Annotated in this window: 14 protein-coding genes; 6 read left to right on the forward strand and 8 right to left on the reverse strand. The window is 37.2% G+C overall.

Annotated features, from left to right (window positions below; translation table 11 throughout):
- Nucleotide 1: 1 nt before the first annotated feature.
- The 6 genes from ACSZOX_RS05830 to ACSZOX_RS05855 all read right to left on the reverse strand — a co-directional run bounded on the left by ACSZOX_RS05830 (nucleotide 2) and on the right by ACSZOX_RS05855 (nucleotide 7,680).
- Nucleotides 2-2,254 carry a multicopper oxidase family protein gene (locus ACSZOX_RS05830; RefSeq protein ID WP_437918880.1) on the reverse strand — a complete coding sequence of 751 codons (2,253 nt, stop codon included), beginning with the start codon at nucleotides 2,252-2,254 and terminating at the stop codon, nucleotides 2-4.
- Between the two features lie 160 nt (nucleotides 2,255-2,414).
- Nucleotides 2,415-2,864 (reverse strand): DUF3347 domain-containing protein, encoded by a 450-nt coding sequence (locus ACSZOX_RS05835; RefSeq protein WP_437918881.1) that lies wholly within the window; start codon nucleotides 2,862-2,864, stop codon nucleotides 2,415-2,417.
- A 748-nt stretch (nucleotides 2,865-3,612) separates the two neighbouring features.
- The gene (locus ACSZOX_RS05840) at nucleotides 3,613-3,831 is read right to left on the reverse strand and encodes a heavy-metal-associated domain-containing protein (RefSeq protein ID WP_437918882.1); all 219 of its coding nucleotides are present in this window, start codon (nucleotides 3,829-3,831) and stop codon (nucleotides 3,613-3,615) included.
- A gap of 293 nt (nucleotides 3,832-4,124) precedes the next feature.
- Complete coding sequence (locus ACSZOX_RS05845; RefSeq protein WP_437918884.1) at nucleotides 4,125-6,542, reverse strand: heavy metal translocating P-type ATPase; 2,418 nt, start codon at nucleotides 6,540-6,542, stop codon at nucleotides 4,125-4,127.
- 171 nt (nucleotides 6,543-6,713) lie between these two features.
- The gene (locus tag ACSZOX_RS05850) at nucleotides 6,714-7,277 is read right to left on the reverse strand and encodes a helix-turn-helix domain-containing protein (RefSeq protein WP_437918885.1); all 564 of its coding nucleotides are present in this window, start codon (nucleotides 7,275-7,277) and stop codon (nucleotides 6,714-6,716) included.
- A gap of 28 nt (nucleotides 7,278-7,305) precedes the next feature.
- On the reverse strand, nucleotides 7,306-7,680 hold the full coding sequence (locus ACSZOX_RS05855) for a winged helix-turn-helix transcriptional regulator (protein ID WP_437918886.1): 375 nt from the start codon (nucleotides 7,678-7,680) through the stop codon (nucleotides 7,306-7,308).
- A 266-nt stretch (nucleotides 7,681-7,946) separates the two neighbouring features.
- On the opposite strand from ACSZOX_RS05855, the gene ACSZOX_RS05860 reads away from it, so the two are divergent.
- Together ACSZOX_RS05860 and ACSZOX_RS05865 are read left to right on the forward strand one after the other, a co-directional pair.
- Nucleotides 7,947-8,873, forward strand: a complete 927-nt coding sequence (locus ACSZOX_RS05860; RefSeq protein ID WP_437918887.1) for an alpha/beta hydrolase — start codon at nucleotides 7,947-7,949, stop codon at nucleotides 8,871-8,873.
- 457 nt (nucleotides 8,874-9,330) lie between these two features.
- Nucleotides 9,331-10,674 (forward strand): GH1 family beta-glucosidase, encoded by a 1,344-nt coding sequence (locus ACSZOX_RS05865; RefSeq protein WP_437918888.1) that lies wholly within the window; start codon nucleotides 9,331-9,333, stop codon nucleotides 10,672-10,674.
- A 12-nt stretch (nucleotides 10,675-10,686) separates the two neighbouring features.
- Here ACSZOX_RS05865 and ACSZOX_RS05870 read toward each other — a convergent pair whose 3' ends face one another.
- Nucleotides 10,687-11,598: an AEC family transporter gene (locus ACSZOX_RS05870; RefSeq protein WP_437918889.1), complete on the reverse strand. Its 912-nt coding sequence runs from the start codon at nucleotides 11,596-11,598 to the stop codon at nucleotides 10,687-10,689.
- Nucleotides 11,599-11,704: 106 nt separating this feature from the next.
- On the opposite strand from ACSZOX_RS05870, the gene ACSZOX_RS05875 reads away from it, so the two are divergent.
- Together ACSZOX_RS05875 and ACSZOX_RS05880 are read left to right on the forward strand one after the other, a co-directional pair.
- A complete protein-coding gene (locus tag ACSZOX_RS05875) occupies nucleotides 11,705-12,541 on the forward strand; it encodes an AraC family transcriptional regulator (protein ID WP_437918890.1) in 837 nt (278 codons plus the stop codon).
- Nucleotides 12,542-12,580: 39 nt separating this feature from the next.
- Complete coding sequence (locus ACSZOX_RS05880; protein ID WP_437918891.1) at nucleotides 12,581-13,048, forward strand: acyl-CoA thioesterase; 468 nt, start codon at nucleotides 12,581-12,583, stop codon at nucleotides 13,046-13,048.
- A gap of 713 nt (nucleotides 13,049-13,761) precedes the next feature.
- Here ACSZOX_RS05880 and ACSZOX_RS05885 read toward each other — a convergent pair.
- Entirely contained in the window at nucleotides 13,762-14,337 is a 576-nt protein-coding gene (locus ACSZOX_RS05885) for a DUF1003 domain-containing protein (RefSeq protein ID WP_437918892.1), read from the reverse strand.
- Between the two features lie 127 nt (nucleotides 14,338-14,464).
- Between ACSZOX_RS05885 and ACSZOX_RS05890 the strand changes: the two genes are divergently transcribed.
- Nucleotides 14,465-15,379, forward strand: coding sequence for a LysR family transcriptional regulator (locus ACSZOX_RS05890; RefSeq protein ID WP_437918893.1), 915 nt, complete (start codon nucleotides 14,465-14,467; stop codon nucleotides 15,377-15,379).
- Nucleotides 15,380-15,434: 55 nt separating this feature from the next.
- Nucleotides 15,435-15,821 (forward strand): DUF4260 domain-containing protein, encoded by a 387-nt coding sequence (locus ACSZOX_RS05895; RefSeq protein ID WP_437918894.1) that lies wholly within the window; start codon nucleotides 15,435-15,437, stop codon nucleotides 15,819-15,821.
- Nucleotides 15,822-15,896 lie beyond the last annotated feature (75 nt).

Below are 15,896 nucleotides of genomic sequence, written 5' to 3' on the forward strand. Positions count from 1 at the left end.
CTTAGTAATTTAGTGATAATCCTAGACCGAATCCCATGTCGCTGTCGTAATGTCCGCGGATTCCCATGTTTTTTGTAATGATATAGCGTAGGTCGCCCATATATTCCCGATCGGTGTTGATCATGAAACCTCCGCGTATGCGTTTACTTAGCGGAATATCTTTGCGCATCAACGAGACGCGGAATATGCCGTCGTGGTAAACTTCTGTTTGGATATTGATGAGCATAGGTAGGGTATACATAAGGCCTAGACTAACGGCTGTTCTGTTGTCTTTTTTATTTGCTTGGCCAAAGATATTTTTCTCGTGTTCATCCATCCCCATTTTTCGATAACGCCAGTCGAAACCTATAAAAGGCATTAACCACTGCATTTTTCCAATGAAACGCCCTAAATGTGTTTCCACCTCGTAACCATGCATATTATTGTACCCCAGTCGCCATTCCGTACCAAGACTCCATCGTGCATTCATAAACATTGCAGAACCATCATTTCCGTTTGTAGCAAAATCATTTTCTGCAGTGAAATGAGGCATGTTACTTTCATGCTGTAGTAGCTGGTATGCTTTTTCTCTGTCTGATAATATCGGATTATCGTATTTTCCAACAGAAAAAACTTTATTCATTCCCGCCATCATATGATAAAGAATATGGCAATGGAAAAACCAATCTCCTTCTTCATCAGCCTTGAATTCTATAGTGTCAGTTTCCATAGGCATTATATCGATGATGTTTTTCAATGGAGAATAATCGCCTTGTCCATTTAGTAACCTAAAATCAAACCCATGGAGATGCATAGGGTGGCGCATCATGGAATTATTGTGTAGAGTAATTCGAAGAACTTCCCCTTTTTTTACCGGAATTTTATCAGACTCAGCGAGTACACGATTGTCCATACTCCATACATATCGATTCATATTACCCGTTAACGTAAATGTCATCTCTCTTACTGGAGCAGGAGGATTAATCTTTGTGTTTGTTGGCGACCGAAACATGGCATAGTTTAACGTAATGATTTCCTTACGTTGTGTTTCAATGGTACCCAAGTGTTTGTGATCTGCTTGCACGGTCTTTTTTTGCTGATGAACATCATCTCCCGACACTTCAGGATACATAACACCATTCATATCCATCTGATTTAAGCTCATTGACATCCCCATATCATCCAGATCTCCGTTCATCTTCATCATGTCGTTCATCATCTTCATTCCTTCAAAATATTTTAGTCGGGGCAAAGCGTCAATGGACTGTCGGATACCATCTCCTATAAAAATACTTGTTGTTTGTGTTCGGTCTTCTGTAGTCGCTTGAAATTCATAAGCATGGCCATTTTCGGGAACTGTAACGACGAGATCGTAGGTTTCCGAAACAGCGATTAGAAGTCTGTCGACTTCAATTGGTTCGATATCGTTGCCATCACTGGCTACAACAGATATTTTTCCACCGGCGTATCTCAACCAAAAGTAGGAGGATGCTCCGCCATTGGAAATCCTTAATTTGATTTTATCACCGGCTTTAATATGTTTTCCTTCAATACTTTTTAAATAAGATTCGTGTTCACCATTCATCAAGACTTTATCATAATACACGTCACTCACATCCATGGCTAGCATGCGTTTCCATTCATTGGTGATTTTTGTTTTCAAGTGGCCTTCACGGATGGCTTCGAGGTAAGTCTGTGTGGCGCCTTTCTTTATGGCAAACCAATCATTGGCAGCGTGAAGCATGTGTTGAACCTGTTCTGGTTTAAAATTTGTCCATTCGCTCAGCATAATTGGAATCTGAGGTAAATCGTCGATATTCTTACGAAAGGTGCTATCTGATTTTTTTTTATGGATGATGAAACTACCGTACATCCCGATTTGTTCTTGTAATCCGGAGTGCGAATGGTACCAATGAGTGCCGTGTTGTTTGATCGGAAAACGATAGGTATAGGTACTGCCTGCAGCTATAGGTAACTGCGTTAGATAAGGCACACCGTCTTCTTTATTGGGAAGGAATATACCATGCCAATGTAGTGATGTCGCTTCGTTCAATAGATTGTGTACTGCGATTTCGGCAGTGTCACCTTGTGTGAATTCGAGGGTAGGCATTGGGATCTGTCCGTTTACCGCAATAGCGCGCTTTTGTTTTCCAGCGTAGTTTACAAGTGTATCGGTAACGTAGAGATCGTAATGAACCTTTCTTTGTGCGAATGTCGTCGGAATAGCTGTGAAAACTATAAAAAATATGTGGAGTAGCTGTTTCTTGTTTATCATGGCTTCCTAGAAGTTATACCTGATTTTTTTGTCAGTAAGGTCACAATAAATAGGCTAAAGAGACAGTCGTGTATACGTAAAGACAACGACCTTTGATAAATTAAGGCGGGTGTTCGCTACCGACTGTCTTCTTAGGAAATTATGTTGTTGTTCGTTCGAACTAATTTTTTGTTTCCACGACCTTGCCACATGAGAGCATACTCGATCCATAATATGGATTTTTTATATCTTTTTCTTTACTTACCCAATAAGCTTTCTTCATTGGACAGTACTGGTAATACAGAGATGTGCTATTCTTTGGTGCATTTTTGACAACAGTCCACATAATGGTTGATAATGCATTAAAAGACGCACGTTGCTTTTCTAAATTTGAACCTGATTTTTTAAATTTTTCGACGGATTCTAGCAATACAGATTTTTGTTCAAAGTTCTGTTCACTTTGTAGGATACCATGAAAAGTTGCAATTGCGCTTGAAGCTGTTTTGCTATCGCTTGCAATTAATGCATTTTTTACGGTCAAATAACTGTTTAATAATTGTTCTGTATGTTGTTGTGCAAAAACCGCACTGTTGGTTATTATAAGGATAACTGCTAAAACTAATGTTTTCATATGTATAATTTATTTATGTCTGTTGCCAACTATATCAATGCTATCTTTTACTGGAATATACGTGTTCGAATCCAGTGCTGTGCATAAAGTCTTTTCTTTGGTTCTGATTTATTGTGTCGTTCTATTGCGCTTTATCGTGATTTTTTGAGTACATGAATTTACTATTCGTATAGCTTACCACAAATACTTATCCGATGTAATTTAAGCTTATACGACAGGAATAAAACCATAACTTAATCAAGCGAAAGATCGATTTATTTTTGGAGGAACCCAGACAAATAAGTGTCCTGATGAAATATTTTTTAAGTCAAAATAGAAGTTTTTAGTTTTATCTGTAGTCTCGGTGAAACTTTTCGGAAGAATATATGGATACGGTATTAGGAAGGCGTATTGACTCGCCATACAACATTTACAAGAGGCTTGTCCGCAGGCGTGACAGCAGTGGTGTTCATCGTTTACCTTGTCCTCTTGTTGTTCAGCGTGTTTAATCGAAGCTTGCTTTAGATGATCAACTTTTCGTTCCTCCGATGCATAGTCAAGTTTCCTGTGGTTGCTTTTGATATTTTGATGGTGGTCGCTACAGCCATAGCTTGTCTTCGAATGCAAAATGAGCGCAAAAAACACAAGCGTTATTTTTATTAAGATATATGGTTTATAGAGACTCACGAATTCAAAAATAAGTTGTTGTTATTGAAATAGAAATTTTCTACTGTCTATTGTGCATAGTTGACAGTAGAAAAATCTGTATTTAGTCCAACGGTTCCGCAATAAAACCAGTTTTTTTGATTGCGTTGATAACGTCTTCTTTTGTAACATTTTCGGATTGTACCGTGAGGATTTTGTCTTGATTTTCGGTGTCTACATTCCAATCAAGAATCCCTTCTAGTTTATCTAGATGAGGTTTTACTTTGGCAATACAATTTCCACAATTAATGTTTGTCTTAAATTGAAGATTTTTATTTTCCATGATTATTCGACTTTATTTGTTCTTTCAAATTTCGCAAGATTTATTGTTTTATTCTTTGTGTTTTTATTTGTTGTTTTTATAATATTTACAGATGCTTTGCACAAAGTTACGTTGCTCATCGTGCTTGGTTGCTATAATTCTATTCTAATGACCGGTTTTCTTGTTGGCTTTTCATACTTTGTGTGCTGTTTTTCGGCTGATAACATACTGATATCGCGATCAGCAAAAAGGAAATAGCAATAAGTGTGATGTTCCAATTGATTTTATGCTGAGAAAGTGACATATGTTCTTCTTTAATTTTTCCATTTTAGTCGTAAACTGTTGCTTACTACACTGACACTGCTTAAAGCCATTGCTGCACCTGCTATCATGGGATTTAATAGAAAGCCATTAATAGGATACAAGATGCCTGCAGCTAGCGGAATACCTATCATATTGTATATGAAAGCCCAAAACAAATTTTGTTTGATGGTGGCTACGGTTTGTTTTGACAGGCGAATAGCTAGAGGAATTTTGCTCAGATCAGAGGAAATGATCGTCATTTTGGCAACATCCATTGCGATGTCACTTCCTTTACCCATAGCAATACTTACATCAGCAGTAGCCAATGCTGTACTGTCGTTTATTCCATCGCCAACCATAGCTACAGTTTTTCCCTGTTGCTGTAATTGCTTTACAAAAGCAGCCTTGTCCTGAGGTAACATCTCTGCTTGATAATGTTTTATTCCTGTTTTCTGAGCAATGGAGCTTGCTGTATCTTTGTTGTCACCTGTCAGCATGTAGAGTTCAATCCCCATGTCTTGTAGCTCTTTTATTGCGGTAACTGAAGTCTCTTTTATCTTATCGGAAATGGCAATAACGGCTAAAGTTTGCTTGCTGTTTGCAAACCAAACTACTGTATTAGATTGTTGTCCCCATTCCTGTCCATATCTCAAGAGTTCGACCGCTATATTGATCTTGTTTTCTGATAGAAGCTTCTCGTTACCTATATAATAGTGTTCGTTATTGTAAATTACTTTAACTCCCTTGCCGGTTATGCTTTCGAACGCTGATAGCGTTACACTTGATGTTTCTGATAAATATCTACTTACAGCGTCAGCTAAGGGGTGTTCCGATTTTCGCTCCATGCTTGCCAAGATATTCTGGGCACTGTTGTCGTTATCGAGCCATTCTATATGTGCAACTTCAGGCTTACCGGCTGTAATTGTACCGGTTTTGTCTAAAATAATAGCATTGACGTGTTTTGTCAGCTCTAAGCTTTCTGCATCTTTAATAAGGATACCATTTTCAGCACCTTTTCCCACCCCAACCATAATAGCTGTAGGTGTCGCTAGACCTAACGCGCATGGACATGCGATAACCAAAACGGTGATAGCTGCTAGCAAACCTTGGACCGAACTATGATTTCCCCCTAAGAAGAACCATAAGGCGAAGGTTATCAGTGCAATGATGATAACTAAAGGGACGAAAACACCTGCAATTCTATCAACCATCTTTTGCACAGGCGCTTTGCTGCCTTGTGCATCTTGTACCATTTTAATGATCTGGGCGAGCATCGTATCTTTTCCAATTTTAAGCGCTTTAAATTGGAAACTTCCTTTTTGATTTATTGTTCCTGAAAACACTTTGTCGTGTGCTTGCTTTAAGACCGGAACAGGCTCTCCACTCAACATGCTTTCATCCACATAAGAATTTCCCGATAGGACGACCCCGTCTACAGCGATTTTTTCTCCAGGTTTGACTTGAACAACATCATTTATTTTTACATCAGCAATGGGAATCTGCTTCTCTGTGCCATCGGGCTGGATAACTAATAGTGTTTTCGGCTGCAATCCCATTAATTTTTTGATAGCAGTGGAGGTATTTCCTTTCGCCTTTTCTTCGAGTAACTTTCCGAGCAAGATGAATGCAATAACGACGGAGGCAGCTTCGAAGTAAACATGTGCATGTATGCCCTTCTCATGCCAGAAATTAGCGAAAAAGATATTAAACACACTAAATAGATAAGCAATTCCAGTGCTTAACGCTACCAATGTGTCCATATTAGCAGAACGATGTTTTGTCTGTTTCCATGCATTAATAAAGAAATCTTTTCCTAACCAGAGGACAACTGGAGTTGAAAACGCCCACATAATCTCGTTTGCGTAAGGGACATTCATGAAAAACATTCCGATGATCACCACCGGGATAGATAGAAGAACGGCCCAAGTTGTATTCTTTTTTAACTTTTCGAACCTCTCAGCATGCATACTTTCCAAGGTTTGTTGCTGTTGAGATTCATCTTCAAGCAGTAAATCGTATCCGCCTTCCTGTATGACTTTCTGGATTTCAGCGGCACTGAGCATGTTGGGGAGGTACTCAACCGTTAAATTGCCTGTGGCAAAGTTCACCGATGCATCTATAATACCAGGTTCATATTTTACAATGTTTTCCGCACTGCTGGCACAAGAAGCACAGCTCATGCCTAATACAGGATAATTTTTTTTTATAGTCGGAACAGTATAGCCCAGATTTCGAATGGAATAAATTGCTTTTTCTACTGTTTCTTGATTGTTCGTTTGTATAACTGCTCGTTTATTGTTGAGTTCTACATGATGCTGTTTTATTCCCTCAACCTGAGATAGTCCTCTGTCAATAATCGTTGCACAGTGTTCACTTTCCACATTCTCAAGCGGAATATATATCGTCGTATTTTCGTTATTTGTAGCCATAATGTTTTATCGAAAATGTCTATTCTTGATAATTTAAAACGTTCGCCACTCTCGCTTTTTCAATAAACTAGCGAGGATATTATTGGAACGATTTGTTTTTTCCTTATGTTACAAATTTCTAGATAAAAGGTGTTTAAGGGGTTACACTATTATGGGATTGATTTGTAAGATTTACACTTCGTCTAAAGGCTTTCTTTTTTCGTTACGTATTTGTTTGAAATGGCTAGGGGTAAGGCCCGTCACTTTTTTGAATTGGTTACTTAAATACGCAACACTCGAATAGTTTAAACGATTCGCTATTTCACTTAAAGATAGCTCATCGTATACCAAAAGCTCCTTCACTTTCTCTATTTTTTGTGCAATGAAATATTTTTCGATTGTTTTGCCCTCTATTTCAGAGAAAAGGTTCGAAAGATAATTATAGTCGTGATTGAGGGTTTGGCTTAATAGATCGGAAAGATTTGTTTTGACCTCGTTATCCTGATAATGTACGAGTTCAATAATAACATTTTTAATTTTTTCTATAAGCCGACTTTTTTTATCGTCTATAAGTTCAAAACCGAAAGGATTCAGCGCTCGTTCTATCGTATCTATTTGTGTTTTTGTTAAATCGTCTTTAAATTCAACGGCTCCTAATTCTATCTTCTTTGTATCTAAGTGTAGTCTGTTTAGTTCATTCTGTACAACCATTATACAGCGATTGCAAACCATGTTTTTGATGAATAATGTCCTCATATGTCGGGTTTACTAGATGTATTTAGTATTATTTTGTTTCCTGATTAAAACCAACTGCAAATTTATGTTTAACAGCCCATTTTTCCAGTTGTCTCCAAATAGGGATTAGGTCTTTGGCGATTGCTGTTAGTTCATAATCCACACGTGATGGTATTTCTGCATACACCGTTCTTTTGATTAATCCTTCTTTTTCAAGTTCCTTCAGTTGCAACGTTAACATTCTTTCCGTTATTCCTTCGATTTGCTGTCTTATTTCACCAAATCTAAGTTTGCCGTTTTCGAGTTTTCCTAATATAAGTAATTTCCAGCGACCACCAATTTTACAAACAGCGTAGGCTAGATCACATGTGATGATGTATTTCTCATTTTGCATGTTTGTTGAATTCTCTTTTCTCTTTCCCATTCTCAAACTATTCTTGAAAGCTCAGTTTTGGCTTGTTATTGTTTGGTAACAAATCTAAGAAAGAATTCTTTCCGTTTTTTAGTACAGCTGTTGATTCGTTGAAAAGGTTTAGAAAATGGTACGTTAAAAATAGCACATACAAAAATGTCTGTATCGCACATTCGGTTGTTTATCAGTGATAAATAGTAGTTTTCGTATAGCTTTGTAAAGTAAATTGATGCGATATGGTAAAGGAGATATGGCATTGTTATGATATTCGATAAGATATGAAATTAACAGAAAAGGTAAAAAATGTAAATGCCCATGTTCAGCAGATCAAAGTGTTTGGGGCTAGCGACTCTGTCGACGCAGCGCGTAAAGGCTATGAATATATGGCAGGACAGCTTAGTGGGACGAAAACTAAGATTCGTGTTATTGAAGAGTTCGATATACCTGCGGCAAACCATCAAATAGCGGTTCGGCTTTACCGCCCGGAAGGATTGGAAACTCGAAATTCAGCAGCAATTATTTATGTTCATGGGGGATGGTTTATGTCTGGAGGCCTGGAAACTCATGATGCCATTGCCCGTAAGTTGGCAGATGCGACAAAGGCAGTCACGATACTGGTTGATTATCGGCTTGCTCCTGAATATCCTTTCCCGGCAGGCATTGAAGATATTTTGGTTGTAACGGGGTGGTTGTTGGAGCATGCGCAAAGATTACATATTGATGGGAATCAGGTCGGTATAGTGGGAGATAGTGCGGGTGCAGCTTTAGCATTGGCTGTTGCCATGAAAATGAAAGAGCAATTAAAGTTTCAGGTATTGATTTATCCTGCTACCGATAATAAGTTGAATACAGTATCGTGGATGAAATATGCTGACGGCCCAATTTTAAGTAAAGCCAGTGGTATAGAAGCTTGGTCCATGTATTTGTCTGATGACAGCAATAACATAGATCCACGGGCTGTACCGATTTTAAACGATGTTTTTGAAGATATCTCGCCTGTATTGGTATTGTTAGCTGAGCATGATCCATTGCATGACGAGGGGAAGTTACTAGCGGAAAAAATTGCCAATGCAGGAGCGATAGTGGAAGTTGTTGATTACGCTGAAATGATTCACGGATTTATGCATATGGGGGCTGCTTTTAAAGAAGTAGAAGATGCGACAGCTCGAATAGCCTTATTCATCGGAAATTGTTTGGATCTGTGAACTGAGAAGTAGATGTTTTCGTAGGATCGATTTGTTTGAAAGAAAATAGAATTGTCTTTTTTGTTTGCAGAAAATTAACCGCCTGATAATCTTGACTTCATATGAAAATGCTTTATTTATAGAGTTTAATTTAATTCTGTTTAATAAAAATAAATACATATGAAATGTTCTCTATTGCAACATACAGATAGAAATGAAAATAAGTTGTGCATTTCGTATGATCTTTAAAAAACAAACCGAGTGAAACGAGCTCATTTATTCCAATGAAATCTAACACTCATAAATAATAATTTACATATGAAATCAGTTATTTATTTTTTCCAACGGATTGTCTTCAGGATGTTTTTAACACAGTTTAGTTCTTTCTATTCTCCATTGAGATTTCATAAAAATTAGGAACTTTCAGTTGTATGAAGATTTTTGTATCTTTTCCTAAAATATAGGTCATTAAAAATCAATGCTTTTAACTAAAGAAGCCTTTGGTGAAGATTTCATATGGGGGGTGTCTACGGCTGCCTATCAAATAGAAGGTGCTCATAATCAAGATGGGAAAGGTCCTTCGATTTGGGATGTCTTTGTCCAGAAAAAAAATAGAATATTTCAAAACCATCACGGCGAGATCGCTTGTGATTTCTATAATAATTATTTGGATGATTTGTATTTAATGCGAAGCTTAAATATAGGTCATTATCGTTTTTCGATTTCATGGAGCAGGATATTGCCAAATGGGATTGGGCATGTAAATCAAGCTGGAATAGATTTTTATAATAGATTAATAGACTTATCGCTAGAATTGGGGATAACTCCTTGGATTACTCTTTATCATTGGGATCTTCCACATGCGCTTGAGGTAAAGGGAGGATGGGTAAACCGGGATAGTAAAGATTGGTTTCGCGAATATGTTTCAGTTTGTGTCAAGTATTTTGGTGATCGCGTCAATAATTGGATGGTGTTAAATGAACCTACAGTATTTACGGCTGCAGGTTACTTTTTTGGTGTCCATGCACCTGGGCGAAAAGGAGTAGATAATTTTTTAGCAGCAGCCCATCATGCAGCATTATCGCAAGCTTCAGGTGCTCGTGTTATTAAGTCTCTACAACGTGATAGTCGGGTAGGGACAACATTTTCCTGCTCGCATGTGGAGCCGTTTAGCTTGCGTGAGAAGGATGTTATTGCTGCTAGAAAAGCAGATACTCTGCTGAATAGATTTTTCATAGAACCTCTACTAGGATTGGGGTATCCAACAGGGGAAATTAAAGTGCTTAATCGAATTGAAAAATATATAAAGCAGCAAGATGAAAAAGACTTAGCATTTGATATGGACTTTATCGGTATCCAGAACTACACCCGGGAAGTTATACGGTATTCTATGTTCGTACCTTTCCTACAAGCAAAAATAGTGAGTGCGAAGGAGCGAAATGTAGAATTAACGGCTATGAATTGGGAAGTATATCCCGAATCAATCTATCACATGTTAAAAAAATACAGTGAATATGCGAATATTCCACCTTTAATTATTACCGAAAATGGAGCGGCTTTTGCTGATGAAGTAGAAAATGATGAGGTTGATGATCTCAAAAGACTGAAGTATTTGCAAGGAGCTATTGAACAAGTTTTTCGTGCAAAGCACGATGGTGTAAACGTTTTAGGGTATTTTGTCTGGACTTTTCTCGACAACTTTGAATGGGCGGAGGGGTATCATCCTAGATTTGGCTTGGTACATGTTGATTTTAAAACCCAACGCCGTATTGTAAAATCATCGGGACGGTGGTATGCGCAATTTTTGCAGGAATACAAATGAGGGAAAAGCTAGCTAGAAAAAGCTGTTAATAACCAGTGTCCATAGACCCGTGGTAAAAAAGCCAACTACAATACTCATGCCGATGGTAAGATTGATGAGTTTATCATTTAAATGGAATTGTTCGGCAATTATGGATGCTGTAATTACAGTAGGCATACTAGCTTCGAAAATACTAATTCGTGCAGTATTCGCTTCGATATCCAACACCAAGGCTGCAATTAATACGAGTAACGGTGCTAATAAGAGCTTGTAAAGTAAGATAGTCGATATTTGGGATACTCTTTCCTTCCAACCCTTGATATTGAGTTGCAAGCCTAACGAAAATAGGGCTAAAGGGCCTACGGTAGCTGTTAGTTTGTCGAAGAAAGGCTCGGCTTTCGTCATATCGAATAGTGATGAGAGTACGATGGCAAGTATACAGGCTATAGCCGGTGGGAAACTCACAAATCGCTTCAATACTACTTTTAGAGTTAACGGCGATTTTGAACCTTTGTTTCCTTTTAGCGCACTTATCACACCAATAGTAGAAAGAAGCAAAAACATACTTTGGTCACACAGTATCGCAATGCCGAGGTCTTGTTCACTGTAGTAAGCAATGATTAAGGGGAAGCCTATGAAAGAAGTATTGCTGTAAGCACTTGCAATTTCCAAACTACTCCTTGTTCTTCTATTGTATTTTTTGTATTTACTATAACAGTACATAAAAATATAAGCACCTATCATGACTAATAGCGACGATAGTGCAGGGAATATTAAGCCCTTAGACAAGCTAAGTTGCGGTATGTATTTAAAAGATACCGCTGGCAGTGCAATATATAGAATGAAAACATTAATTCCTTTGTAAGCTTCTTTTGCAATAAGTCCATAGTATTTAAAGAGGATACCTGCTAGTGTACAAAAAATAATGAGGGCGACATTTACCATTGTTATCGTTTTTTCAGTAGGCAAAATTATCGACCGATATGATGCATGTTGATGTATAAAATTGATATTTATATGTATTTTTAGGTTATTTTCTAAATAAAACAAGATGGTAAGGTTTAAACAGTTTGAGGTGATGGGGATTATGGAGTTTGAAAAAGAGTTTTTTGATCTGCCAGAACATGGTCAAAACTACTTTGAACTGATGTATATTTTGGAGGGAGGCGGTGTTCATAGTTTAAATGATCGCAAGCTATCTTATGGAAAAGGCAGTCTTTTTTTAGTTTCTCCTATGGATCATCATATTTTTACCATCTTAGAGAAAACAAGCTTCTTTGCTATTAAGTTTACGGAATCTTATTTTGAATTTTGGGAGCGGCGTGGATTTCAGGGAATTTCAACATATATGGAGAGGATTTTGACTGACAGGTCAATCCGCGAAACTTCTATAGAATTTTCTCTCCAATCAAAGCAAGCACTTATGCGAATTGTTGAAAATATTAAAGAATATCAGCCACGGGAGGATGTTCCAACGTCATTGTTTGTATGGCAGCAATTTCTTTCGATTTTTGCTCTTGTTATAGAAAAAAAAGGGTATGCAATGGAGGGGCTTTCGATGACACCAGTGGGATCACAGGAATTGTTATCTTATATTCACCGTAATATCTATCATCCAGAAAGGCTTCGTACAAAAGAGATGGCTAAGATATTTAATAGAGCTGAAAGCTATTTTAGTCTTTATTTTAAAAGAAACTTTGACATGGGGTTGAAACAATATATAGACGCAGTTCGATTTCCGTTGATAAGGAGACGCATAGAATCCAAAAATTTTACGATGAAAGAAATTGCAAAGGAATTTGGTTTCACTGACGCGAGCCATCTTTTTGTTTTTTATAATAGGATGATACAGGCTGATAAAGCTGGACATATTAGAAATTTATCGTAGTTTAGGTAGGTATTTTTATGTTACATTAATCTGGTATTTATGGAAAATAATCCAATTACATTTCAATTTATCTCGGAGCCTTCAGATGTGAACTATGGTGGGAATGTGCATGGAGGGAGTGTGATGAAGTGGATTGATCAAGCAGGTTATGCTTGCGCGAGTACCTGGAGCGGAAATTATTCAGTGACTGTGTATGTTGGAGGAATTCGTTTTTATCAACCCATTAAAATCGGTGAAATTGTTAAAGTAGAAGCTCATGTGATTTATACCGGTTCAACAAGTATGCATATTTCCATAAATGTGTTTTCGAGAAATTTGAAGACTCCAGATTTTATAAAAAAAACACATTGCATTATCGTTTTTGTTGCTGTAGATGAAAATGGCAAAGCTGTGCCTGTTCCTTTGTGGGTTCCCTCAACGGAGGAAGAAAGGCAACAGGAACAATATGCGAAGCGCTTGATGTCGTTGCGCAAACAAATAGAGGAGGAGATGAAGCCCTTTTTATGATTTTGATTATCAGATATTTTCTATTAAAATTGTAACTTTATTTGCTATAAAAAAAACTATTATCCATATAAACCGATGTTAGTTATACGGCAACTTTGATAAGTTTACAAGAAAAGAGATTGAGAAGTACTTCATTTTATTTTGAGCTGTATGTTTCATCATTTGTAATGACTAGGTTGGTTTTGATATCGTCTATTTTTATGAATTTTATTTGAATAGGTAATGAAAGAAAATGAAAAAGAATTTCGCCCTGCACTACAAAAGTTAAGGGTATTTCTGATGACATCCATGTGTGCATGGAATCTTATTGTTATCACTTGGATTGGATATTACCTCAAGAATCCGTCTAAACAAAATTTTTTTTATGGCATGGGGATGCTGTCCGTTGTATACATCATTGTGCCAACGACATTGGTTTTTCATCGGCGATTTTTATTCTTGTATATCCAGACCCAAATACGTTACAGAAGACTTCTTAATTTATTTTAAAGATTTATTTTAGACGAGGACTATTACCTCGCCTAAAATAATCTACTAAGTGTTTTTTGCAAGTCGTATATGTGCGAAGTGATGCGCACAATGCCACGCATATATGCCTACACTTATATCGGGAGGTTTAGGATATATTTTTTTAATTTGTTTGATTACTTCTATAAAGTGGAATCCATTTCAGATCTTGAATTAGATGCTTTGCCTTTTCGAAAACTTCGCCATTAATCTTTTGCATCCTTTTCTAGTTTTTCAATTTTCTCAGCCATTTGATTGAGTAATTTGAGGTGTGCTACCTGAGAGTCGAATAATTGTTTAATTTGTTCTTCCTGGAGCATGTCGATTTTTTGATGAAGACTTCGGATTTCTAATTCTGCTTTTAAGTTCACTAAATAGTCGTTTTCTCCGCGTTGCCTATCTTTTTCTTCCTGACGATTTTGACTCATCATAATAATTGGAGCTTGTAAGGCTGCAATGCAAGACAACACTAAATTCATTAAGATAAAAGGATAGGGGTCGAATTGATCCTGTTTTGCAACGAAGCTGTTGTACACTATCCACAACGCTAAAAGAACGGTAAATATGATAATGAACTTCCAACTGCCTCCAAATCGCGCTACTTTATCGGAGACCTGTTGTCCTGGGGTTAATATTTCAGCAGGAGGATTCAATAAATTATTGACGATTAACTTTTCTTCTTCTAAGGTTTTTTGAACAATTTCATGAAGCTTTCGAATATGTTCGTCACTTTGTTGAACCATTTCATTTATCTCATTATTGTCAAATTGGTTGTCGTTCATAATAGAGTGGAGTTAAGTGTATGAGTAAATATAATGAATTATTTTTGCAATAAAGTCCTATTCATTTGGTAATAATATCTAAAATAAATAACTTAAATTGTATTTTTGTATCATAAAAATAATAGATATGCGCTGGAATTTGGAATGGCTGAGGACTTTTAAAGCGATATATGAAACGGGGACGCTCTCTGCGGCTGCTCAGGAGCTATTTATTTCGCAACCGGGTGTTAGTTTGCACCTAAATTCGCTAGAGGGATTTACGGGGTATAAACTTTTTGACCGTTCGGCAAGAAAAATGGTACCGACAGAAAAAGGGAAAATTCTTTATAATTTTATTTTCGATCCGTTAAAAAAGTTGGAAAGTGGCGAACAGCATTTTCAGCGACGTTCTAATGAAGAACGGTCTACTGTTAGCGTCGGGATGTGTTTCGAGACTTTCCAATATACATTGGAAGAGCATATTAGGGAATTGCCTTTTAATTTGATTATCAAATTCGGCGATTATCCGAAGATGCAACAAGATTTAGACAATGGCTTACTGGATTTAATTGTCACGCCACAAAAAGGGGCGCAGCAAAATTTGCAATATGTGCCGTTCTCTAAGGAACGAGTAGTATTGATCGCGGGAAACGAAACGAAGGTTACGGAATTGAAGACTTTATTAGGAGAAGGTAGATTTCAAGAGGCTATACATGTATTAAAGAACGAATTATGGTATAGTACGGCGGCGGATATGGAGCATCTTAGAAATTTTTGGATCAAGCATTTTGGACAACATCCCGATTTTAGTCCCAATTACATAGTGCCTAATATCAGTTCTATTATTCGTTGTTTAAGTAATGGAAAAGGGTTTTCGGTTGTTCCGGATTTTCTTTGCAGGGATGCAATTGCGGCAGGTGATATTCAATTGGTCTGGGAAGGAAATGTGCCTTTAGAGAACACACTGTATTTCGGAACGAGAAAAAAAACGATATATGATAAAGAAATCCAGCGTCTGCAACTGCTTTTTAAAGCGAAGTGGGATGTAGAAGATGCAAGATAACCGGAGTGATATACCGAATGAAACCTCTAGATTTGTAGGGGAGTATATTTACATTATGGAAAAAGAAAGAGGTATGCGTTTGTCACTTAGAATAGAGGAAATTTCCTTTACTGTGGCTTCATTATATGGATTGGCTATTTACAATTTAGGTTTGCCTTTCTGGAGTCTTGTACTACTTTTTTTTACTCCTGACATTTCTATGTTGGGGTACTTGGTAAATCCGAAAATTGGGGCCTATGTATACAATCTTTTTCATCATCGTGCTATAGCAGTTGGGCTAATTTCCTTGGGATATTTTGCGCAGTTCGATGTTTTAATTTTTGCAGGCATTGTGGTATTTGGACACGCCTCTTTTGATCGTATCTTTGGTTACGGACTGAAGTTCTCAGATGATTTTAGGCACACAAGCTTAGGTTGGATAGGCAAAAATAAAGCGAAATGAATATGATAAACTAGCCCAACATATTGCAATCTATGACGAGATGCTATATGTTGTTCGCTAGCTCGTATGTCAATG

Origin of the sequence: Sphingobacterium sp. LRF_L2 (assembly GCF_965644235.1) — a bacterium.
Lineage (GTDB): Bacteria > Bacteroidota > Bacteroidia > Sphingobacteriales > Sphingobacteriaceae > Sphingobacterium.

Excerpts from the sequence above, each read along its gene's own strand:
- ACSZOX_RS05860 (WP_437918887.1), top strand. The coding sequence starts at position 7,947 with ATGAAATTAACAGAAAAGGTAAAAAATGTAAATGCCCATGTTCAGCAG.
- ACSZOX_RS05830 (WP_437918880.1), bottom strand. The coding sequence starts at position 2,254 with ATGATAAACAAGAAACAGCTACTCCACATATTTTTTATAGTTTTCACA.
- ACSZOX_RS05865 (WP_437918888.1), top strand. The coding sequence starts at position 9,331 with ATGCTTTTAACTAAAGAAGCCTTTGGTGAAGATTTCATATGGGGGGTG.
- ACSZOX_RS05895 (WP_437918894.1), top strand. The coding sequence starts at position 15,435 with ATGGAAAAAGAAAGAGGTATGCGTTTGTCACTTAGAATAGAGGAAATT.
- ACSZOX_RS05870 (WP_437918889.1), bottom strand. The coding sequence starts at position 11,598 with ATGGTAAATGTCGCCCTCATTATTTTTTGTACACTAGCAGGTATCCTC.
- ACSZOX_RS05850 (WP_437918885.1), bottom strand. The coding sequence starts at position 7,277 with ATGAGGACATTATTCATCAAAAACATGGTTTGCAATCGCTGTATAATG.
- ACSZOX_RS05885 (WP_437918892.1), bottom strand. The coding sequence starts at position 14,337 with ATGAACGACAACCAATTTGACAATAATGAGATAAATGAAATGGTTCAA.
- ACSZOX_RS05855 (WP_437918886.1), bottom strand. The coding sequence starts at position 7,680 with ATGGGAAAGAGAAAAGAGAATTCAACAAACATGCAAAATGAGAAATAC.
- ACSZOX_RS05840 (WP_437918882.1), bottom strand. The coding sequence starts at position 3,831 with ATGGAAAATAAAAATCTTCAATTTAAGACAAACATTAATTGTGGAAAT.
- ACSZOX_RS05890 (WP_437918893.1), top strand. The coding sequence starts at position 14,465 with ATGCGCTGGAATTTGGAATGGCTGAGGACTTTTAAAGCGATATATGAA.
- ACSZOX_RS05875 (WP_437918890.1), top strand. The coding sequence starts at position 11,705 with ATGGTAAGGTTTAAACAGTTTGAGGTGATGGGGATTATGGAGTTTGAA.
- ACSZOX_RS05880 (WP_437918891.1), top strand. The coding sequence starts at position 12,581 with ATGGAAAATAATCCAATTACATTTCAATTTATCTCGGAGCCTTCAGAT.
- ACSZOX_RS05845 (WP_437918884.1), bottom strand. The coding sequence starts at position 6,542 with ATGGCTACAAATAACGAAAATACGACGATATATATTCCGCTTGAGAAT.
- ACSZOX_RS05835 (WP_437918881.1), bottom strand. The coding sequence starts at position 2,864 with ATGAAAACATTAGTTTTAGCAGTTATCCTTATAATAACCAACAGTGCG.